Source organism: Agrobacterium sp. SORGH_AS 787, assembly GCF_030819035.1.
GTDB classification, from domain to species: domain Bacteria; phylum Pseudomonadota; class Alphaproteobacteria; order Rhizobiales; family Rhizobiaceae; genus Agrobacterium; species Agrobacterium larrymoorei_B.
This window is the reverse complement of the sequence record NZ_JAUTBG010000002.1, coordinates 2,295,865-2,314,932: the sequence shown is the minus strand read 5'-3', so window position 1 is coordinate 2,314,932 and position 19,068 is coordinate 2,295,865. Positions and strand designations below refer to the sequence as shown.

Sequence of the window (19,068 nt, the reverse complement as noted above, 5' to 3'; positions counted from 1 at the left end):
TTTTGACATTCCGGGGGTCCATCATCCTTGACTTAGGTCAAGCAGGGACAAAGTGGCGTAGGCGCTGCAAACTGGAGAAGAGTGATGGCGACGACGATTTCACGGATCGTTCATCTGGCAATCGACCGGCCATGGCGGGAGGTCTATGCCTTTGCGTCAGATCCGGAGACAATGCCGCGCTGGGCTCCGGGTCTGGCAAGCGGCCTCAAGCAGGATGGTGAAGACTGGATCGCTTCAGGGCCTCTCGGCGACGTGCGCGTGCACTTTGCCGCGCCGAATGATTTCGGGGTCATCGATTACGTGGTGCCGCTGCCGGATGGGATGCAAGTCTATAATGCGCTTCGGGTGACACCGAATGGTGACGGGGCGGAAATCACGTTCACCGTTTTGCGGCTGCCGGGGATGTCGGAAGACGATCACGACCGTGATGCCGCCGCGGTGCTGGCGGATTTGAAGACTTTAAAGGGACTTCTGGAGCACCAATAAAAAGGGCCGCACGACGCGGCCCCGATTGCCTTTAAGTCGCGCTATTCACCACCACCAAGCGAGTGGACGAAGAGCGCCAGTTGCTTGACCGTGGTATCTCCCAGACGCTCGCCCCAGGCGGGCATGACACCATGTTTTGGTGCTCGGATCTGCGCGACAATGCCCTCCTCGCCATGTGCCTTCAGCCAGATGGCGTCAGCGAGATTAGGAGCACCCATATCGCGGTTGCCCCTGGCATCCTCACCGTGGCAAGAGGCACAGTTATCGGCAAAGATTTGCTTGCCCGGCTCGATCATTGCCGGATCATGCGGGGTTCCGGTAAGGCTGACGACATAGGCTGCGACCTGACGGATTTCGTCGCTCTTCAGCACGTCAGCAAAGGCCGGCATTTCCGAAACCCGTGTTTCCGGGTCATCGTTGAAGCGGATACCGTGGGTGATGGTGGTGTAAATATCATCGGCCTTACCGCCCCACAGCCAATCGTCGTCATTCAGGTTGGGATAGCCGTTACCGCCTTCCGCACCAGAGCCGTGACACTGGACGCAGTTGACCTTGAAGGCGGCGGCTCCACCGGCAACAGCGAACTGCATGAGGTCGCTATCGGCCTGGATTTCCTCCAGCGAAGAAGATGCGATCTTGTCCAGATAGGTGGTCTGCGCCGCCCTCGCATCGGCCATCTCGGTCGCCACGGTGGCGCGGCTGCTCCAGCCGAGAACGCCCTGCGTTGCGCCGCTTATCAGGGGCCATGCCGGGAAAGCGATTGTGTAACCGATCGCCCAGACGATGGTGGCGTAGAAGGTCCAGACCCACCAGCGGGGCATGGGGTTGTTCAGCTCTCGAATGCCGTCCCATTCGTGGCCGGTGGTTTCGACGCCGCTGATCTGGTCTATGTGTTTGTCCGACATGATATCAATCCTCCTTGAGAGGAATCTTGGCGGCGTCGTTGGCAGCCTTTCCGCCGCCCGGACGCAAGGTGAAGAGGACGACGCAGAAGAAGAACAGCGTCATGACAAGCAGGCCCCAGCTATCGGCAAAGTGGCGCATGGCGGTGTAGGTTTCCATCTGCCCCTCCTCCTATCGGTAGCCGGCAGCGTCGTCGTAGGTCGAAAAATCGACCAACGTGCCAAGCATCTGCAAATAGGCGACGAGCGCGTCCATTTCGGTCAGCTTCGTCGGATCGCCGTCGAAATCCCCGATCTTTGCCTTGGGATAACGTGCCTCCAGGCCGGTCGTGTCGGCATTCGGATCGGCCTGCGCCTTCATGTCAGCCTCGGCGTTCTGCAACATGTCGTCGCTATAGGGCACGCCGACCGCGCGGTTTGCCTTCAAATCCATCGCCACGTTCGTCACCTGCAGCGGTGTCGTCTTCAGAAAGGCGTAGCTTGGCATGACCGATTCCGGCACGACGGAGCGCGGATTACTCAGATGCTGGACATGCCATTCGTTCGAATAGCGATCACCCACGCGCGCCAGATCCGGTCCCGTTCTCTTGGAGCCCCATTGGAACGGGTGGTCGTACATGCTTTCCGCAGCCAGACTGTAATGACCGTAGCGTTCCACCTCATCACGGAAGGGGCGGATCATCTGGCTGTGGCAGACGTAGCATCCTTCGCGGATGTAGATGTTGCGCCCGGCGAGCTCCAGCGGCGAATAAGGCCGCATGCCCTCTACCTTCTCGATCGTGTTTTCGAGATAGAAAAGCGGCGCGATTTCCACGATGCCGCCAATCGAGACGACGGCCAGCGATCCGACGAGAAGCAAGGTCGCGTTGCGCTCGATGATGCCGTGTTTATCAAGGATAGACATGATCGATCTCCTTACTCGGCCGGTTGCAGCTTGGGAGCCGCCGCCGTGCCGGTATTCTCTTCGCGCCTATGGCCGAGAATGGTTCTGGTGATGTTGTAGGCCATGACGATTGCGCCACTCAGGAACAGCAGGCCGCCCATTGCGCGCAGCAGATAGTATGGGAACATGGCAGCCACGGTTTCCGCGAAGGAATAGACGAGGAAGCCCTGCGCATCATATTCACGCCACATCAGGCCCTGCTGGATGCCGGCAACCCACATGGAAGCCGCGTAGACGACGATACCGAGCGTAGCGAGCCAGAAATGCCAGTTGACCAGGGCCAGGCTATAAAGCCGTTCGCGATGCCACAGTTTTGGAACCAGGAAGTAGACTGCGCCGAAAGTGATCATGCCATTCCATCCAAGTGCACCTGAATGCACGTGGCCGATGGTCCAGTCCGTGTAGTGGCTGAGCGAATTGACGGCCTTGATCGACATCATCGGCCCTTCGAAGGTCGCCATTCCGTAAAAGGCAACCGCCATGATCATCATGCGCAGGATCGGATCGGTGCGCAGCTTGTCCCACGCGCCGGAAAGCGTCATCAGACCGTTGATCATGCCGCCCCATGAAGGCATCCACAGCATGATCGAGAACACCATGCCGAGCGTCTGCGCCCAGTCGGGAAGTGCTGTGTAATGCAGGTGATGTGGCCCGGCCCAGATATACATGAAGATCAGCGCCCAGAAGTGGATGATCGACAGGCGGTAGGAATAGACCGGGCGGTTCACCTGCTTGGGAATGAAGTAGTACATCATCCCGAGGAAGCCCGCGGTCAGGAAGAAGCCGACGGCGTTGTGGCCATACCACCATTGCGTCAGCGCATCCTGGACGCCCGAGAATGCCGAATAGCTTTTCACGCCGAGGAACGACACCGGCACTGCCAGATTGTTGACGATGTGGAGCATTGCGATGGTGACGATGAAGGCCAGGTAGAACCAGTTCGCCACATAGATATGCGGCTCCTTGCGCACGAAGATGGTGCCGAGGAAGGTGATCAGATAGGCCACCCATACGATGGTTAGCCAGATATCGACATACCATTCAGGCTCGGCATATTCCCTGCCCTGCGTAATGCCGAGCAGATAGCCGGTCGCCGCCATGACGATGAAGAGATTGTAGCCCCAGAAAACGAACCAGCCGAGATCGCCACCAAACAGACGCGCGCGACAGGTGCGCTGCACCACATAGAAGGAGGTCGCGATCAGCGCATTTCCGCCAAAGGCAAAGATGACGGCGGAGGTGTGCAGCGGGCGAACGCGGCCGAAATTGAACCATGGCTGGATATTGAGGTTCGGATAGGCAAGCTGGAGCGCGACGATGACGCCCACCAGAAAGCCGACCACGCCCCAGAAGACCGTGGCGATCACGCCGTAGCGGATCACATCGTCGAAATATTCGGTTTTCTTGCGCGCCTGAATTGCCGGATCGACCGGCGCAAAGGAGACGCGACGCAGCATCACGACCGTGCCGACCAAAAGCACGAAGAACAGCACCCACATATGGGCTGCGAAGAGATTGTCGTGAGCGAAGGCCGCTCCGAGCAAAGCGAGGAAGGCCCCCACGGCCACCATCGCTATTCCTAAAGTAGAGTTCATTGTTGGCTTCCCCCAACGTCACATCAGATATGACGCGGAGCGAAGCAGCCTTGATCGAAGCGGCAAACATGCTTTCGCGTCGTTTGCAGCTTTGCCACCGGAGATGACAAGCGGCCTTGATCCAAATCAAGACCGCAGCGTCAAAGAACGGCGCGGGGTAGCCCGATCATTGAGCGATGGACGGCGGCGGGAAGCTCAAGAGCGCGGACTTGTAGTTCTCGATGACGAAGCTGATCGGGGTCCCATCCGGCTTTGTGAGGACGGCTTCATTGGCGATCAGGGTTTCGGGAACATCCAATGCGGTGCTGTGACCGGGTGTGATTGCCTGTCCCATTTCCCAATGCTCTGGGAGTGGCTGCCACACGAGATTAGAGGACACAGTGTGACGCTGGAAATGAAGCGGCAGAACGACCTTGCCGAAGGGCGTATCCGTCGTGTCCAACGTCTGGTTCATGTCAGTCGTCAACCGGTCCGGCACGTACCAATTGTCGGCCTCAGACAGCACCAGATCGCCGCATTTCAGCAAAACGTGCCTGTAACCGAGCGGGTCGGAACCGGAAACCTTCAGTTGGCGGCGTACCTCATCCGGCGCTGTCTTCGTGTCCTTGAGGCGGATGGCTGAAATTTTCGCGGGTTCGGCAAGCTTATGGTCGGCGCACCAATGCTCCAGCGTCAATGTCGCGCTGTCCTGGCTGAGCAGTTGGATGCTCAGATCCTGCACGGTGGCCAGCGCCGCGAGACGGCTGACAGGCGTATCCGGCCAACTCGCCTGCGCGGCAAGGGCTTGCCCGGACATGGATATGGCGAGGCTGCAGATAAGGGCTTTGAAGGCGAAGGATGACATTTGCTGCTGACTCCGGGTCGATTTGATCGGATGAAAATCGCATCAGGCATCGGCATCAGGACGATGCGGACGCAGCAAATCACGATGCCTGTGTGGCGGATTTGTGGGAGGCTGAGGGAGACACTAAAACTGCCGCACCGGACCGCGAAGCCAACCTGGGCAGGCGACGGGCAACCTACCCTTTCATCTTCAAAGGCAAACCGGCCGCGATGAAATAGACCTCCGACGCAACGGCAGCGATCCTCTGATGCAGCCGGCCAGCGTGATCGCGAAAATCTCGTGCCATGCGATTCTCGGGCACGATGCCAAGGCCTACCTCGTTGGAAACGAAGACGATCTTTGATTTGGCTTTCGTCACATGGTCGATCAGTGGCTGAAACGCCGCCTCAACGTCTAGCCCCTCCTCCATCATCAGGTTCGTGACCCAAAGGGTCAGGCAATCAACGAGGATGGTATTGGAGGCGTCATCAAGGCGTTTCAGGGTCTCTACCAGATTTAACGGTTCCTCATGCGTGATCCATTGATCTCCGCGCTGAAGACGATGGCTGGCGATGCGAGATTTCATCTCCTCGTCCCAGGCGCGGCCTGTCGCCACGTAGTGAGCGACACCCTCAGACGAGAGCGCCAACCGTTCAGCGAAAGCGGATTTGCCAGAGCGCGCGCCACCGAGCACCAGCACGGCACGAGATATCTCGCTCATTCGGAACCTGCAGGCAGAGAAAGAGTTGAGAGCGATCCGATCGCCAGTTCGGACTGTGCCGAAAGCCTTGAGGCGCCAGACATGAAAAGAGAACGATTCGTAGATATGGAGGCGTTCTCCCGGTCGATCATGCTGGATCGTCGCGGTAACCGTCATGAAAGTCTGATGTCCCTCCGCCCTGTGCGGTCAAGTCAACATCGGCTTTCATGGGGAAAGCGTCGGATCGCTGAAATGAAGGTAGGATGCGATGTGGCTGTTGTCAAATTTCGGAAGAAGAAAACGCCACGAGAGACACGCTTTCCGCCCTTGGGATGACCCGGTGCAGAAGAAGAGGCCCCGTACTCAATACCCGCTCCGGAGCCTCGCCGATCTGTCTAACGGTATAAGCTTACCGGATGGTTAGCGCACGCTGAAATGGTTCGGATTTTTCCGCCGACATGTCTCGATTGCCTTGAACTTATTTCTTGGTATGACAACCTTCGAAAACACTCCGGGTATTCACCTGGCGGAAAAGACGAGCAGCGGGTTAAGGGCGAGACCGACATGACGACAATGGATTACATCGCGTTCGTCATTTTCCTGGTTCTCTGGGTGTCCTATGCCTACATCACAACCGCACGATCGCCGTTTGGCAGAACCAGCCTCAATCAAGCCATGGCCGATCGCCGTAGGCGGTGGATCTATAATTCGCTGACGCGCGATCTGAAGATGATCGATACACAGATCATGGCAGGCCTCCAGAATGGCACGGCCTTCTTCGCGTCGACTTCCATCTTCGCGATCGGCGGATGCTTCGCGCTTCTCGGCGCTACCGACAGGGTCGAATCGGTGTTTCGCGACATGCCGTTCGTCTATTATGGCGGCCGGACCGCTTTCGAGTTGAAGGTCATCGGGCTGACCTGTCTTTTCGGCTACGCCTTCTTCAAGTTCGGCTGGTCGTATCGGCTGTTCAACTACTGCACCATTCTCTTCGGCGGAATGCCGATGGTGCATGAGGCAAATGCCGATAGAAAAGCAGCCGAGCGAGCGGCGGAGAACGTCATTCGCATGAATGTCATCGCGGCAAAGAATTTCAACGACGGGCTTCGCACCTTCTTCCTGTCGATCGGCTATCTCGGCTGGTTCATCAATGCCTATGTGTTCATCGTCATGACCGTCATCATCATCGTCGCGCTGCTGAGACGCCAATTCTCCTCAGAAGCACGTCTCGCGATCATGGACGATCATTAATCGCCTGTCATGAAATCACCCCACTTTGTGGGCGAAGCGCAGGCAAAGCCACCTCACCGTTGCGAAGGAAATCACAGAATGAATGAGGCAACCGCGACGGTTACCAAGTCTGGCCGCATCGGCTTTCTCGATACGTGGCGCGGCATCGCGCTGATAGCCATGGCAAGCTACCACTTCACCTGGGATCTTGCCATGTTCGGCTATATCCCGCCGGAAACGCCGACCGAAGGTTTGTGGCGTCTCTATGCGCGGGCGATTGCCAGTTCGTTTCTGTTTCTCGCAGGTTTCAGCCTGTTTCTGGCCCACCGCAAGGGGATAAATTGGCCAGCATTCGGCAAGCGATTTGCGATGGTCGCTGGCGCCGCGTTGCTGATTTCGGTCGCAACATATATCGCCGTCCCTGGTGGCTGGATATTCTTCGGCATCCTGCACAATATTGCGGTGGCGAGCCTGATCGGTCTCATCTTCCTGAGATTGCCTGCGCTTGTGACGTTGGTCGTGGCTGTTTTGGCCTTCCTTGCGCCGATCTATTTCTCGTCGGATGCCTTCAACTCAATCTGGCTATCCTGGATCGGATTTGCCACAGCACCTCCCCGCTCCAACGACTACGTGCCGGTGTTACCGTTTCTGGCGCCGTTTCTCGCCGGTCTTGGCGTCGCGCAAATCGCCGTGCCGCGCGGGTGGCTTGATCGGTATCGCAAGCCTAGCGGCAAGCGCAACCTGCTAGCCTTCTTCGGTCGGCACAGCCTGTCCTTTTACCTTATTCACCAGCCGGTGCTGATCGGGCTCGTCTATCTGGCATCGATCACTTTCCCGCCGCCGCCTGTCGATCAGGTGGAAGCTTACAAGAAGAGTTGCGAAGCAAGCTGCATGCAGACCCAAAACAACTTGGATCTCTGCCAGAGTTTTTGCGGTTGCACCTTGGAGAAGCTGCACAGCGAAAATGTCTTCGACGCGATGATGGCGAATACAGCCAGTGTCGAGCAGCAGAGCAAGATCAGAGACGTCGCGGCACAATGCTCGGCGGAGGTACAGTAGCCCGTAGTGAGCTCAGATTCGACGTCAGGCGGCGACAACATTCGGATGGTGACGTTGGCCATTGTGACGCTCAGCCACTCTGTGGATGAAAGTTTCAGCACTCAGCGGCTTCAATAACCGACAACGTCTTCCGCTCCCGCTCGCCAATCAGCATGTCGGGGTAAGACAATCATCTGGAAATTGTGCGGATTGTGAAGGATCGATCGGGCGGACGGCTGTTAGGCGTCCACATCGAGACTGGCACGATCGGAAAGATCTACACCGACTGATGCGGATGAGGCCGTTACGTACCAACGCCGATTTCGGCGAGACGCGTCAGACACGCTTCCTCGACATTATCGAGTTCCGCCAAGGTCTCTTCTATATCGCGGCGCTTCTGGCGGAGGTCGGCGCGCTTTTCATCGACCTTCTTCATCAGAAGTTCAAGCTGACCGGACTCACCGGGCGGCTCCTTGTAAACCTGAATGATTTCACGGATTTCGGCGATGGTGAAGCCGATGCGGCGACCTCGGAGAATTTCCTGAATAAGCCTGCGATCCGCGGCGCGGAACAGGCGCGTGCGTCCACGGCGTTCCGGATGGATCAACCCTTCGTCTTCATAGAAACGAAGAGTGCGGGTGGATACACCGAATTCGCGCGTGAGTTCCGTGATGCTATAATACTTATTCAAGGCTTTGTCCGATTCTGGCTAACGGACATTATGTTTGACCTTCACGTAAAAGTCAATTTTCGATCGTTACCTGGATATGCCGAACCACCAGGTTGCCAGGCCTAAAAACGAGAAGAAGCCCACGATATCCGTCACTGCGGTAACGAAGACGGCAGACGAAACTGCCGGATCAGCACCGAACTTATCAAGAAACAACGGAATAAGAATACCGGCCAGAGCAGCGGCAAGCATGTTGATCAGCATGGCGGTTGCGATGATGCCGCCAATGTTCGCATCGTGAAACCAGATGCCGGCGATGATGCCGATGGCGCAGCCGAAGAGCGCGCCGTTCAAAAGCCCGACGCCCGCCTCACGGCGAATAATGCGCGCCGCATTATGGATATCGAGGTTCTTGGTGGCGAGCGCTCGTACCGAAACGGTCATGGTCTGCGATCCAGCGTTCCCCCCCATGCCTGCCACGATCGGCATCAGGATGGCAAGCGCCACGACCTGCTGGATGGTGGCGTCGAAGAGTTCGATCACCGAGGCTGCCAGGAAGGCCGTCATCAGGTTGATCCCAAGCCATGGCACGCGGGATTTGGATGTGCTTGCGATGCTGTCGGACAATTCTTCATCGCCGACACCGCCGAGGCGAAGCAAGTCTTCCTCCGCCTCTTCCTGGATCACGTCCACCACGTCATCGATGGTCAGCACGCCGACGAGGCGACCGTTGTTGTCCACGACGGCTGCGGACAAAAGGTCGTATTGCTCGAAGAGCTGGGCTGCCTCTTCCTGATCCATCTCCGCCGGAATGGGATGGTTTGTCTCATGCATGATGGTTTCGATCTTCACCTGCCGCTTTGAGCGCAGCAGCCGATCGAGATCGAGCGCGCCGACAAGCTTGAAGGTGGGATCGATGACGAAAATCTGAGAGAAGGATTCAGGCAGTTCCTCCTCTTCACGCAGGTAGTCAATCGTCTGGCCGACTGTCCAGAAGGGCGGCACGGCGACGAACTCGGTCTGCATACGGCGACCGGCCGAGCTTTCCGGATAGTCCAGAGCTCGCATCAGCCTCACACGCTCGGTGAACGGCATCTGCGAAAGGATGTCTTCGCGATCCTCGCGGTCGAGGTCTTCCAGAATGTAGACCGCGTCGTCCGAATCGAGCTCGCCGATACCGGCAGCGATCTGCTCGTTCGGCATCTGCTCGACGATATCGAGACGGATTGCTTCATCCACCTCGGTCAGCGCGGTCATGTCGAAATCGGTGCCCAGCAGGCGCACCAAGGCGTGACGTTGCTCCGGCTGGATCGATTCCAGCAGGTCGCCCAGTTCGGATTCATGCAGGCGTGCTACGTTTTCACGCAGGAACAGCACATCGCGATCGGCGATTGCAGCACCGACCATGGCGAGAAAATCGGACCGGATCGAGCCGTCTTCAGCGTAGATGTCCGCCATGACTTCCGGACGCTTGGCCTCTTCCGTTGCGGGATGATCGTGGTCGGCTTGTGTCAACTTGCGCCCCCTTGTCCGGTCATTGGCCTGCTTTGTAACGGGCTGGAGATTGTCGTTTAAAACAACAATGTCAACAACCCGTTAGGCAAGAACTGGTTTCATCATCTTGCTTCCCATAATCACGGGTATGGGCAGAGGCCTCCATGTCGTCGATGCGCGGGCATGGTATCGCCATTGGGAAAGCGAAACGCGCATCCGCGCAACGGATAGAATTGATATATGCTAGGGAAGCGCCTATCTGAACAGTTATGCTGCAGCGCAAACTAAGGATCGGGTGAGTCTGTTTTGGCACCGATCGAGACAAGATCATCAAGGAGAGACGGTACCATGGGCAAGATGGATTTCATCGGCAAGCCTTCATCCGCGGCTGGCGGCTGGGGCGCGCTGAAGAGCGTGGGCAAGCGCCTGCTGGAATCCGGCGCACCTCTCTCCAATGTGAAGACGCTTCTCAAAACAAATCAACCCGATGGTTTCGATTGTCCTGGCTGTGCCTGGGGCGACCCGGAGCATGGCTCATCCTTCGAGTTTTGCGAAAACGGTGTGAAGGCCGTTTCCTGGGAAGCGACAGAAGCGCGCGTTCCTCCGGAATTTTTTGCCGAGCATACTGTCTCCACGCTTAGCCAGTGGTCGGATTACGAGCTGGAAAAGCAGGGCCGCCTGACGAACCCTCTGCGTTACGATCGCGCGACCGACCGATATATGCCTGTTTCGTGGGCCTTGGCCTTCCAAGAGATCGGCGCTATTTTGCGCGGGCTTGATAGCCCGGATCGCGCTGAGTTCTACACGTCCGGGCGGGCCTCCAACGAAGCTGCTTTCCTTTATCAGCTGATGGTCCGACTCTATGGGACCAACAATTTCCCCGACTGCTCCAATATGTGTCATGAGGCGAGCGGCGTGGGCTTGAAAGCCTCGATCGGTGTCGGCAAGGGGACCGTTCTTCTGGAAGATTTCGAGAAGACCGATGCGATTTTCGTCATCGGCCAGAACCCCGGCACCAACCATCCCCGCATGCTAGGCGATTTGAGGCGGGCGGCTTTGCGCGGCGCGCGTATTACCGTCTTCAATCCCATCAAGGAAAAAGGCCTGCAGCGTTTCAGCGACCCGCAGGACAAGCTGGAAATGATCACCGGCGGCAACACGAAGATTGCCACCAACTACTACCAGCCCCGCCAGGGCGGCGACATGGCTGCCATTCGCGGCATCAGCAAGGTGGTGTTCGCAGCCGATGAAGCGGCGCGTGCCGAGGGCAAGCCCGCCATCATCGATTACGACTTCATCGCCAACCATGTCTTGGAGTTCGAGGCGTACCGCGCTGCTGTGGATGCAACGAGTTGGGAGACCATTCTCGACCAGTCGGGGCTCACCCGCGAAGAGATCGAGGAAGCGGCCTCCATCTATATGAATGCCAACTCCGTCATTGCCACCTGGGCGATGGGGGTGACGCAACACAAGCACTCCGTCATCATCGTTCGCGAGATCACCAATCTCATGCTGCTGCGGGGCAATGTCGGGCGCCCAGGTGCCGGCCTCTGCCCGGTTCGCGGCCATTCCAACGTTCAGGGCGATCGCACCGTCGGCATCGACGAGAAGGCACCGCCTGCCCTCCTCGATGCGCTGGAAAAGGAAGTCGGCGTGGCGATGCCGCGCAACCGCGGACACAACACCGTGGAAGCGATCAGCGCCATGCTGGATGGCAAGGCGCAAGCCTTCATCGCGCTTGGCGGCAACTTCCTGCGCGCCACGCCCGACAGCCCGCTGATCATCGAGGCGTTCAAAAAGCAGAAGCTGACCGTCAATATCGCAACCAAGCTTAACCACTCGCATCTTGTGCCGGGAGAAACTTCTTTCATCCTGCCCTGCCTTGGCCGCACCGAGATTGATCGCAACTCTTCAGGCACGCCTCAGATCGTGACAGTGGAGGATTCGATGAGCATGGTCCATGGTTCGGGCGGTATCAATGAGCCGGCCTCGCCCGAACTGCGTTCCGAAGTTGCCATCATTGCCGGGATTGCGGAAGCCACGCTTGGCAGTGACCGCGTCAACTGGACCGCCCTTGCCGATGATTACGATTTGATCCGAGACATGATCGAACGGGTCATTCCAGGGTTCCAGCAATTCAATGAACGTGTTCGGGTGCCGCGCGGCTTCCATCTGCGCAACGCCGCAGCCGAGCGGGAATGGCACACGCCAGAGAAGAAAGCGGTCTTCTTCACCGGCCCACTGCCGGAGATGACCGAGCATCAAGAAGCCCTATCGAAAGACGGTCTTTTCGTGTTGCAGACCTTCCGCAGTCACGACCAGTACAACACCACGATCTACGGCCTGGATGACCGCTACCGTGGTGTGTACGGTGAACGTCAAGTCATCTTCATGAACCCGAATGACATGGAAAAGCTCGGCGCCCGTTCCAAGCAGCGCGTGGATGTGATCGGCGAATATGGCGATGGTGTCGAACGCGTCGCGAGGAACTTCCGTCTGGTGCCCTATAACATTCCGCAGGGCAGCGTCGGTGGTTATTATCCTGAGCTCAATGTTCTTGTGCCACTGCATAGTTATGGCGAAGGCAGCTTCACCCCCACGTCCAAATCCGTGCTCGTGTCGGTCCGACTACGTGGCGAAAACGAGACGGCATAATGGATGAGGACGACGCTTCCACACGCTTCATGACGGTAGTGGAAGAGTTGCTCAGAATCGCGCCTGCCGGACTTCAGCCGACAGGTGCGGCCATCATTGTCGCCGTCCATATGGGTATCGGCAGCGACAGCCGCAGTCTTTCCAACAAGCTTGGTATGGCTCATGCTCTGGTGTTACGGGAGGTCAACGCGCTGTCTGACACGATGCTCCGCATCGTCCGGCGCGAGACCAGAACACAGCGGACCTTCGTGGCATTGACCGAAGAGGCGCAAGCGCTGGCGGCAACCGCATCCCAAGCTTTGATGAAATCGTCACTTTCAAATTCAGAGACGCCATGACCGTTCGCACCATCATCCGATACCCATCATCTGCCCTGGCAACTCTGTGCGAGCCAGTGACGACGTTTGGTCCAGACCTTGCCGCCTTACAGCAGGACCTTGTCGATACCATGCGCGCCGCGCCTGGCGTCGGCATCACAGCGGCACATATCGGTGTCCTTCAGAGGATTTTCGTGCTGGAACTGCAACCCGGCAAGATCCTGACCTACATCAACCCTGAGATCGTCCGAACGTCCACCGAGACAATACGCCATGTCGAAGGCAGCGTTTCCATGCCGGGTTTGACAGAAGAAGTGGAACGTCCCCGCCAGGTGACGGTGCGGTTTCGCAATTTGGCAGGTGGTGAACAAGAAGAGACAGCGGATGATTTCCATGCGATCTGCATCCAGCATGAGATCGATCAGCTCGATGGTCTCTTCTGGATCAAACGGCTATCAAAACTCAAGCGCGACCGGCTCATCCGCAAGTGGGAAAAGGCCCAGCGCTGAGTGATATCCTGCGCCATCATCAAAGATCAAATAATATCCAGATGAAATTCCGCCTCACCGCGCAAGGTGTTGCTCACGGTGCAGATTCTTTCCGCCTCATGAGCGATTGCGTGCTTCGTCGCCTCATCGAAATCACCGGTGATCGTCAGCCCCATGTCGAAACGGAGAATGCGGGCGGGTTCACCGTTAGATTTCTCGCCTGTCACCTTCGCCTCAACGGCCTCGAACCTGTCGAGCACCCCCATGCGGCTTGCGGCGATACGCGCGCTCAAGACCAGGCAGGCGGCAAGCGAGGAATATAGCAGGTCGAGCGGATTGAAGCCTGGATCGGACGCCGCTGTCACCACAGACATATGTCCGCCTGTCGGTGTCTCAATCTGCGGATGGCCGTTGCGTCCCAAAAGGGCTGTCGCGCCCACGTCCCGCTTCTTCACCCGTAGCTCACTCACGCCTGCTCCCAATCTCCATTTCCCGCAAATTCATTTTGCACAATGGAACCAAATTATAAATTGCGGCTTTTACTCACGCAACGGTGATCGGACCGTTCAATGAAACGGAAATAGGAGCTGGGACATATGGTTACCTCGACGCTAGTCAGCATTCTGATCACCTTTCTGGTCATCGTACTCGTGCTGTGGCTCATCGCTCGTCTGCCAGTGGGCGGCGGCGCAAAGCAGATCGCTCAGGTCATCGTGATCATCATCGGTATTATCTCGCTGCTGAAGTATCTCGCAGTCTTCTGATAACGACCCTGTCCGACCCGCAGCAACAACATGCGCGGTAAAGGCATGGAAAAGCCCGTCGCTCCATCGACGGGCTTTTGCTTTTCCAGCATTTGCTTCAAGGCTGAACGAACTTCAACAAAAAAGGCGCGCAACGAATTGCACGCCCTTCCGAATTTAAAATTTCAGACTTATTGCGGCAGCTTGTCGTCGACGCCTTCGACATAGAAGTTCAAACCGAGCAGAACGCCGTCTTCAGCCTTTTCGCCAGCCTTCAGCCACTCGGTGCCATCCTGCTTTTTAACAGGACCTGTAAAGGGGTGAAGCTCGCCGGACTTGATCTTGGCTTCGGTGTCCTCAGCCATCTTCTTCACGTCGTCAGGCATGTTTGTGTAAGGCGCCATCGTCAGGATGCCGTCTTTCAAACCGTCCCAAACCGACTCGGATTTCCATGTGCCATCAAGAAGCGCCTGTGTGCGCTTGATGTAATAGGCGCCCCAGGTGTCGACGATCGCCGTCAGCTGCGTGTTAGGTCCCGCCTTGATCATGTCGGAGGCCTGGCCGAAAGCCTTGATGCCGCGTTCTGCAGCAACCTGCATCGGCGCTGTGGTGTCAGTGTGCTGCGTCAGGATATCGACGCCCTGGTCGATCAGAGCCTTGGCCGCATCGGCTTCCTTGCCGGGGTCGAACCAGGTGTTCGCCCAAACGACCTTGACCTTGAAGTCAGGGTTGACGGAGCGCGCGCCAAGCAGGAAGGAATCGATGCCCATCACGACTTCCGGGATCGGGAAGGACGCGATGTAACCGGCGACGCCCTTCTGCGACATCTTCGCAGCGATCTGGCCCTGAATGTAACGGCCTTCATAGAAACGGGAGTTGTAGGTCGCAAGATTCGCCGCCGTCTTGAAACCGGTTGCGTGTTCGAACTTCACCTTCGGGAACTTCTGCGCAACCTTGACTGTCGCATCCATGAAGCCGAAGGACGTGGTGAAAATCAAGTCGCAGCCGGAACGGGCCATACGCTCGATTGCGCGCTCGGCATCCGGGCCTTCTGGAACACTTTCAAGGAACGGCGTCTCGATCTTGTCGCCGAAATGCTTCTGCAATTCCTGACGGCCGATATCATGCGCCTGCGTCCAGCCACCATCCGTGCGCGTGCCGACATAGACGAAGCAGACTTTCTTGGCGTCGGCGGCCTGTGCGGCCGGAACAACGCCGATAATCGCCGCGGCGGACGCGGCCAATGCGATGATGAGTCTTTTCATTTTTACCCCTGCTTGGTTAGGCATGACTTTCGGATTTTTAGCGATCCGGCACGAACGGTTTGCCGAGCGATGCCGGTGTATTGATCAGCGTGGTGCGCCGATTATGGGAGATGATAATCAACACCACAATAGTTGCTACATAAGGAAGCGCTGAAAGGAGCTGGGACGGCACGCCGATACCAAAAGCCTGCGCATGCAGCTGGCCGATCGTGACCGCACCGAAGAGATAGCCCCCGGCAAGAACACGCCACGGACGCCAGGACGCGAAGACGACGAGTGCCAGCGCAATCCAGCCACGACCGGCAGACATATTCTCCACCCATTGCGGCGTGTAGACGAGCGAGAGCTGCGCGCCAGCCAGACCCGCACAGGCGCCGCCGAACATGACCGCGAGGTAGCGCGTGCGGATAACGTTGATGCCGAGCGCATGGGCTGACGAATGGCTGTCACCAATCGCGCGAATTTTGAGTCCGGTGCGGCTTTTGAACAGAAACCAGCTGATACCGAAGACCAGCGCAATCGAGATGTAGAAAATAAGATCCTGCCGGAAGAGGATCGGGCCGATGAAGGGAATATCCGAGAGCACTGGAAACACGATGTTCGGCAGCTTGACGCCGGGCACACCCACGAAGCTTTCCCCCAACATGCCGGAGACGCCAAGCCCGAGAATGGTAAGGGCAAGGCCGGTCGCCACTTGGTTGGTCACAAGGGTGAGCGTCAGGAAGCCGAAGAGCAGCGAGAAGACCGCGCCCGCGGCAATGCCAGCCAGAATGCCGATATAGGGAGACCCGCTCATATGGGCAGCGGCGAAGGCGCAGACCGCACCGATGACGATCATGCCTTCGACACCGAGATTGAGGACACCGGCGCGCTCGGTGACCAGCTCACCAAGGGCGGCAATGACCAGCGGCGTAGCGGCGGTAATGACTGTCAGAAGGATCGCCTGAAACATATCCATCATGCGGCTCCTTCACGGTTGGCGCTTCGCGACCAACGGATGCGGATTTTGTAAAGGATCAGCGTATCGCAGGACAGGACGAAGAAGAGCAAAAGACCCTGGAACACACGCACGACCTTGTCGGATATCTGCAGCGACATCTGCACCGCCTCGCCACCGAGATAGGTCAGCGATAGAACCAGCCCCGAAGCGATAATGCCGAGTGGATTCAACCTACCGAGAAATGCGACGATGATGGCGGTAAAGCCATAGCCCGGCGAAATCGACGGCTGGAGATGCCCGATGGAGCCGGACACTTCCGAGATGCCGGCAAGGCCCGCGAGCGCACCGGAAAGGAGCAGCGAAAACCAGACCATGCCGCGAGATGAAAAGCCGGCAAAGCGCCCTGCCCGCGCCGATTGGCCGAGTACGGTAACTTCGAAGCCCTTCAGCATGTAGCGCATCATGAACCAGAGCGCGACCGCGGCGACCAGCGCAAAGACGACGCCCCAATGGGCACGGCCTGACTCGAGCAGTTCAGGCAGGACCGCGCTTTCGTTGAAAGGCTTCGTCTGCGGAAAATTGTAACCCTGCGGATCGCGCCAGATGCCGCGCACCAGCCAATCCAGGAACAGTTGGGCGACATAGACCAGCATGAGGCTGGTCAGGATCTCATTGGTGTTGAACCGTGTCTTCAACAGCGCCGGAATACCCGCATAGAGCGCACCGCCTGCTGCCCCCATGATGAGCATCAGCGGCAGGATCATCGGCGACTGCCAATCGGGGTTCAGGACAGGCAGGATGGAGCCGGTGATCGCGCCGATGGTGAACTGACCTTCCGCGCCGATATTCCAGTTGTTCGACCGATAGCAGATGGCAAGCCCGACCGCGATCAGGATCAGCGGCGCTGCCTTGACGGCAAGTTCATGCAACGACCAGACTTCCAGCAACGGCTCGATGAAGAAGCTGTAGAGCGCACCGATGGGCTCTTTGCCGAGCGCTGCAAAGATGATTGCACCGACGATAAGCGTCAGCGCCAGAGCCAGGAGCGGCGAGAGAATGGCAAAGAGCTTGGAGACCCCTGCGCGTTTTTCCAGTTCAATGCGCATGAACGACCTGCTCCGTATGCCCTGCCTGTCCTGTGTTACCTGTGTGTACGCCACCCATCAACAGGCCGATCTTCTCACGCGTCATCTCCTTTGCCGGGTAGGCGCTGGACAAGTGACCGTCGGAAATAACGGCAATACTCGATGCAACCTCGAAGATTTCGTCCAGATCCTGGCTGATGACGATGACCGCCGAACCTGCCTTCGCCATATCGACCAGTGCCTGGCGAATACGGCTGGCCGCCCCCGCATCCACACCCCATGTCGGCTGATTGACGACCAGCACAGATGGCTGCCGATCGAGTTCACGACCCACGATGAATTTCTGCAGATTGCCGCCGGAGAGCGAACCGGCAAGTGGATCGTCCCCGCTTTTACGCACGTCCATTTTCTCGGAGATACGCTTGGCAGCGTTCTTGATGACAGAATGACGCACCACATTCAGAAAGCCGCCGCTCAGAAATGCCTTTCTATCGGAGCGACAGCGCGCCAACAAAAGATTGTCGGACAGGCTCATATTGGGTACGGCGGCATGGCCGTGGCGCTCTTCCGGCACGAAGCCTGCGCCCAGCAACCGGCGTCCATTGATGCCCGTGCGACCGACGGGCTTGCCGCGCAGGAAAATCGTGTCATCCTTCGAGACGGGATATTCACCGGACACCGCGTCGAACAACTCGCCCTGCCCGTTACCCGCAATGCCCGCGATGGCCAGAACCTCGCCTGCGCGCACCTTCATGGCGATATTCTTGAGGGATACGGCAAAGGGCGTGCGGGCCGGAACAGAGAGACCGATGATCTCGACCGCGACATCGCCAATGGTACATTCGTCGTCACGCTGGATGCCTGCGACATCGGAGCCGACCATCATGCGCGCCAGAGAAGCAGGCGTTTCCTGGCGTGGATCGCAGGCTCCCGTGACCTTGCCGTGACGTAGCACAGTGGCGCGGTCGCAGATGCGCTGCACCTCTTCCAGACGGTGGCTGATATAAAGCACCGACCGGCCCTCTGCCTTCAGCTTTTCCAGCGTCTCGAAAAGGCGGTCCGCTTCCTGCGGTGTCAGCACAGAGGTCGGTTCATCCAGAATGATAAGCTTTGGGTTCTGCAACAGAGCGCGAACGATCTCGATGCGCTGGCGCTCGCCCACGGAAAGATCGGCAACATGGGCGTAAGGATCGAGCGGCAGGCCATAGGCCTTGGAGAGCGTCTCGGCCTCCCTTGCAATCTCCTTCAGGGAAATCTTGGGATCAAGCGAAAGCGCAATGTTTTCCGCGACCGTCAAAGCTTCGAAAAGGGAAAAATGCTGGAATACCATGCCGACGCCCAGCTTGCGTGCCTCTCCCGGCGACCCGATCCTGACGGAATTGCCGTTCCAGACAATATCGCCACTTGTCGGCTCAAGAACGCCAAAGAGCATCTTGACCAGAGTGGATTTACCCGCGCCGTTCTCGCCCAAAAGAGCATGTATTTCACCCGGCGCAATATCCAGATCGATCGCATTGCATGCGGCGAATGTTCCAAACAGCTTGGTCAGCTGGCGCACGGACAAGAGGGGCAAAGCCCCAGACGCAACCGTTTCCGTCACCTGTTCCCCTTTTCACCGATCGCTGCACTTCTATGAGGCTTAACGATAGGATCGACACCCTTGCACTAAATTTGAGCACTGCTCTTTATGCGTA

Annotated in this window: 20 protein-coding genes; 7 read left to right on the top strand and 13 right to left on the bottom strand. The window is 57.8% G+C overall.

Annotated elements, in window-relative coordinates; translation table 11 throughout:
* The first annotated feature begins 84 nt into the window (after positions 1 to 84).
* Positions 85 to 486, top strand: coding sequence for an SRPBCC family protein (locus QE435_RS20500; RefSeq protein ID WP_349042490.1), 402 nt, complete (start codon positions 85 to 87; stop codon positions 484 to 486).
* A gap of 41 nt (positions 487 to 527) precedes the next feature.
* On the opposite strand, the gene ccoP is transcribed toward QE435_RS20500, so the two are convergent.
* The 6 genes from ccoP to cobU all read right to left on the bottom strand — a co-directional run bounded on the left by ccoP (position 528) and on the right by cobU (position 5,470).
* A complete protein-coding gene (ccoP, locus tag QE435_RS20495; protein ID WP_349042489.1) occupies positions 528 to 1,391 on the bottom strand; it encodes a cytochrome-c oxidase, cbb3-type subunit III in 864 nt (287 codons plus the stop codon).
* Positions 1,392 to 1,395: 4 nt separating this feature from the next.
* Positions 1,396 to 1,548, bottom strand: a complete 153-nt coding sequence (locus QE435_RS20490; protein WP_306932705.1) for a cbb3-type cytochrome c oxidase subunit 3 — start codon at positions 1,546 to 1,548, stop codon at positions 1,396 to 1,398.
* A gap of 12 nt (positions 1,549 to 1,560) precedes the next feature.
* A complete protein-coding gene (ccoO, locus tag QE435_RS20485) occupies positions 1,561 to 2,292 on the bottom strand; it encodes a cytochrome-c oxidase, cbb3-type subunit II (RefSeq protein ID WP_349042488.1) in 732 nt (243 codons plus the stop codon).
* 11 nt (positions 2,293 to 2,303) lie between these two features.
* Positions 2,304 to 3,926, bottom strand: a complete 1,623-nt coding sequence (gene ccoN / locus QE435_RS20480) for a cytochrome-c oxidase, cbb3-type subunit I (protein ID WP_349042487.1) — start codon at positions 3,924 to 3,926, stop codon at positions 2,304 to 2,306.
* Positions 3,927 to 4,092: 166 nt separating this feature from the next.
* Positions 4,093 to 4,770 carry a hypothetical protein gene (locus tag QE435_RS20475; RefSeq protein WP_349042486.1) on the bottom strand — a complete coding sequence of 226 codons (678 nt, stop codon included), beginning with the start codon at positions 4,768 to 4,770 and terminating at the stop codon, positions 4,093 to 4,095.
* A gap of 175 nt (positions 4,771 to 4,945) precedes the next feature.
* Entirely contained in the window at positions 4,946 to 5,470 is a 525-nt protein-coding gene (gene cobU, locus QE435_RS20470) for a bifunctional adenosylcobinamide kinase/adenosylcobinamide-phosphate guanylyltransferase (protein ID WP_349042485.1), read from the bottom strand.
* Between the two features lie 543 nt (positions 5,471 to 6,013).
* Between cobU and QE435_RS20465 the strand changes: the two genes are divergently transcribed.
* Together QE435_RS20465 and QE435_RS20460 are read left to right on the top strand one after the other, a co-directional pair.
* Complete coding sequence (locus QE435_RS20465) at positions 6,014 to 6,700, top strand: DUF599 domain-containing protein (protein WP_306932695.1); 687 nt, start codon at positions 6,014 to 6,016, stop codon at positions 6,698 to 6,700.
* A 78-nt stretch (positions 6,701 to 6,778) separates the two neighbouring features.
* Positions 6,779 to 7,738 (top strand): DUF1624 domain-containing protein, encoded by a 960-nt coding sequence (locus QE435_RS20460; RefSeq protein WP_349042484.1) that lies wholly within the window; start codon positions 6,779 to 6,781, stop codon positions 7,736 to 7,738.
* Between the two features lie 283 nt (positions 7,739 to 8,021).
* On the opposite strand, the gene QE435_RS20455 is transcribed toward QE435_RS20460, so the two are convergent.
* Both QE435_RS20455 and mgtE read right to left on the bottom strand, forming a co-directional pair.
* The gene (locus QE435_RS20455) at positions 8,022 to 8,408 is read right to left on the bottom strand and encodes a MerR family DNA-binding transcriptional regulator (protein ID WP_062426111.1); all 387 of its coding nucleotides are present in this window, start codon (positions 8,406 to 8,408) and stop codon (positions 8,022 to 8,024) included.
* 66 nt (positions 8,409 to 8,474) lie between these two features.
* Positions 8,475 to 9,845 carry a magnesium transporter gene (gene mgtE, locus QE435_RS20450; RefSeq protein ID WP_306934817.1) on the bottom strand — a complete coding sequence of 457 codons (1,371 nt, stop codon included), beginning with the start codon at positions 9,843 to 9,845 and terminating at the stop codon, positions 8,475 to 8,477.
* A 384-nt stretch (positions 9,846 to 10,229) separates the two neighbouring features.
* Between mgtE and QE435_RS20445 the strand changes: the two genes are divergently transcribed.
* The 3 genes from QE435_RS20445 to QE435_RS20435 are packed head-to-tail and all read left to right on the top strand — an operon-like array spanning position 10,230 to position 13,362.
* Positions 10,230 to 12,536: an FdhF/YdeP family oxidoreductase gene (locus QE435_RS20445; protein ID WP_349042483.1), complete on the top strand. Its 2,307-nt coding sequence runs from the start codon at positions 10,230 to 10,232 to the stop codon at positions 12,534 to 12,536.
* The gene (locus QE435_RS20440; RefSeq protein ID WP_349042482.1) at positions 12,536 to 12,874 is read left to right on the top strand and encodes a hypothetical protein; all 339 of its coding nucleotides are present in this window, start codon (positions 12,536 to 12,538) and stop codon (positions 12,872 to 12,874) included. The genes QE435_RS20445 and QE435_RS20440 overlap by 1 nt, the downstream gene beginning before the upstream one ends.
* Positions 12,871 to 13,362, top strand: coding sequence for a peptide deformylase (locus QE435_RS20435; RefSeq protein ID WP_349042481.1), 492 nt, complete (start codon positions 12,871 to 12,873; stop codon positions 13,360 to 13,362). The genes QE435_RS20440 and QE435_RS20435 overlap by 4 nt, the downstream gene beginning before the upstream one ends.
* Positions 13,363 to 13,388: 26 nt before the next feature.
* On the opposite strand, the gene QE435_RS20430 is transcribed toward QE435_RS20435, so the two are convergent.
* A complete protein-coding gene (locus tag QE435_RS20430) occupies positions 13,389 to 13,811 on the bottom strand; it encodes an OsmC family protein (RefSeq protein WP_349042480.1) in 423 nt (140 codons plus the stop codon).
* Positions 13,812 to 13,937: 126 nt separating this feature from the next.
* On the opposite strand from QE435_RS20430, the gene QE435_RS20425 reads away from it, so the two are divergent.
* Complete coding sequence (locus QE435_RS20425; protein WP_003502827.1) at positions 13,938 to 14,105, top strand: Thivi_2564 family membrane protein; 168 nt, start codon at positions 13,938 to 13,940, stop codon at positions 14,103 to 14,105.
* Between the two features lie 170 nt (positions 14,106 to 14,275).
* Here the strand turns inward: QE435_RS20425 and QE435_RS20420 are convergent, their stop codons facing one another.
* From QE435_RS20420 to QE435_RS20405, 4 genes are read right to left on the bottom strand one after another with little or no spacing between them, the layout of a single operon-like run.
* The gene (locus QE435_RS20420) at positions 14,276 to 15,349 is read right to left on the bottom strand and encodes a BMP family ABC transporter substrate-binding protein (RefSeq protein ID WP_306932629.1); all 1,074 of its coding nucleotides are present in this window, start codon (positions 15,347 to 15,349) and stop codon (positions 14,276 to 14,278) included.
* A gap of 37 nt (positions 15,350 to 15,386) precedes the next feature.
* Positions 15,387 to 16,307, bottom strand: a complete 921-nt coding sequence (locus tag QE435_RS20415) for an ABC transporter permease (protein WP_306934816.1) — start codon at positions 16,305 to 16,307, stop codon at positions 15,387 to 15,389.
* The gene (locus QE435_RS20410) at positions 16,307 to 17,395 is read right to left on the bottom strand and encodes an ABC transporter permease (protein WP_349042479.1); all 1,089 of its coding nucleotides are present in this window, start codon (positions 17,393 to 17,395) and stop codon (positions 16,307 to 16,309) included. Before QE435_RS20410 ends, QE435_RS20415 begins: the two co-directional genes overlap by 1 nt.
* On the bottom strand, positions 17,385 to 18,974 hold the full coding sequence (locus QE435_RS20405; RefSeq protein WP_349042478.1) for an ABC transporter ATP-binding protein: 1,590 nt from the start codon (positions 18,972 to 18,974) through the stop codon (positions 17,385 to 17,387). Before QE435_RS20405 ends, QE435_RS20410 begins: the two co-directional genes overlap by 11 nt.
* Positions 18,975 to 19,068: the final 94 nt, after the last annotated feature.

Excerpts from the sequence above, each read along its gene's own strand:
- QE435_RS20435 (WP_349042481.1), top strand. The coding sequence starts at position 12,871 with ATGACCGTTCGCACCATCATCCGATACCCATCATCTGCCCTGGCAACT.
- QE435_RS20460 (WP_349042484.1), top strand. The coding sequence starts at position 6,779 with ATGAATGAGGCAACCGCGACGGTTACCAAGTCTGGCCGCATCGGCTTT.
- QE435_RS20475 (WP_349042486.1), bottom strand. The coding sequence starts at position 4,770 with ATGTCATCCTTCGCCTTCAAAGCCCTTATCTGCAGCCTCGCCATATCC.
- QE435_RS20445 (WP_349042483.1), top strand. The coding sequence starts at position 10,230 with ATGGGCAAGATGGATTTCATCGGCAAGCCTTCATCCGCGGCTGGCGGC.
- QE435_RS20425 (WP_003502827.1), top strand. The coding sequence starts at position 13,938 with ATGGTTACCTCGACGCTAGTCAGCATTCTGATCACCTTTCTGGTCATC.
- QE435_RS20410 (WP_349042479.1), bottom strand. The coding sequence starts at position 17,395 with ATGCGCATTGAACTGGAAAAACGCGCAGGGGTCTCCAAGCTCTTTGCC.
- QE435_RS20415 (WP_306934816.1), bottom strand. The coding sequence starts at position 16,307 with ATGGATATGTTTCAGGCGATCCTTCTGACAGTCATTACCGCCGCTACG.
- QE435_RS20500 (WP_349042490.1), top strand. The coding sequence starts at position 85 with ATGGCGACGACGATTTCACGGATCGTTCATCTGGCAATCGACCGGCCA.
- cobU (WP_349042485.1), bottom strand. The coding sequence starts at position 5,470 with ATGAGCGAGATATCTCGTGCCGTGCTGGTGCTCGGTGGCGCGCGCTCT.
- QE435_RS20465 (WP_306932695.1), top strand. The coding sequence starts at position 6,014 with ATGACGACAATGGATTACATCGCGTTCGTCATTTTCCTGGTTCTCTGG.
- mgtE (WP_306934817.1), bottom strand. The coding sequence starts at position 9,845 with ATGGCGGACATCTACGCTGAAGACGGCTCGATCCGGTCCGATTTTCTC.
- QE435_RS20440 (WP_349042482.1), top strand. The coding sequence starts at position 12,536 with ATGGATGAGGACGACGCTTCCACACGCTTCATGACGGTAGTGGAAGAG.
- QE435_RS20490 (WP_306932705.1), bottom strand. The coding sequence starts at position 1,548 with ATGGAAACCTACACCGCCATGCGCCACTTTGCCGATAGCTGGGGCCTG.
- QE435_RS20420 (WP_306932629.1), bottom strand. The coding sequence starts at position 15,349 with ATGAAAAGACTCATCATCGCATTGGCCGCGTCCGCCGCGGCGATTATC.
- ccoN (WP_349042487.1), bottom strand. The coding sequence starts at position 3,926 with ATGAACTCTACTTTAGGAATAGCGATGGTGGCCGTGGGGGCCTTCCTC.
- ccoP (WP_349042489.1), bottom strand. The coding sequence starts at position 1,391 with ATGTCGGACAAACACATAGACCAGATCAGCGGCGTCGAAACCACCGGC.
- ccoO (WP_349042488.1), bottom strand. The coding sequence starts at position 2,292 with ATGTCTATCCTTGATAAACACGGCATCATCGAGCGCAACGCGACCTTG.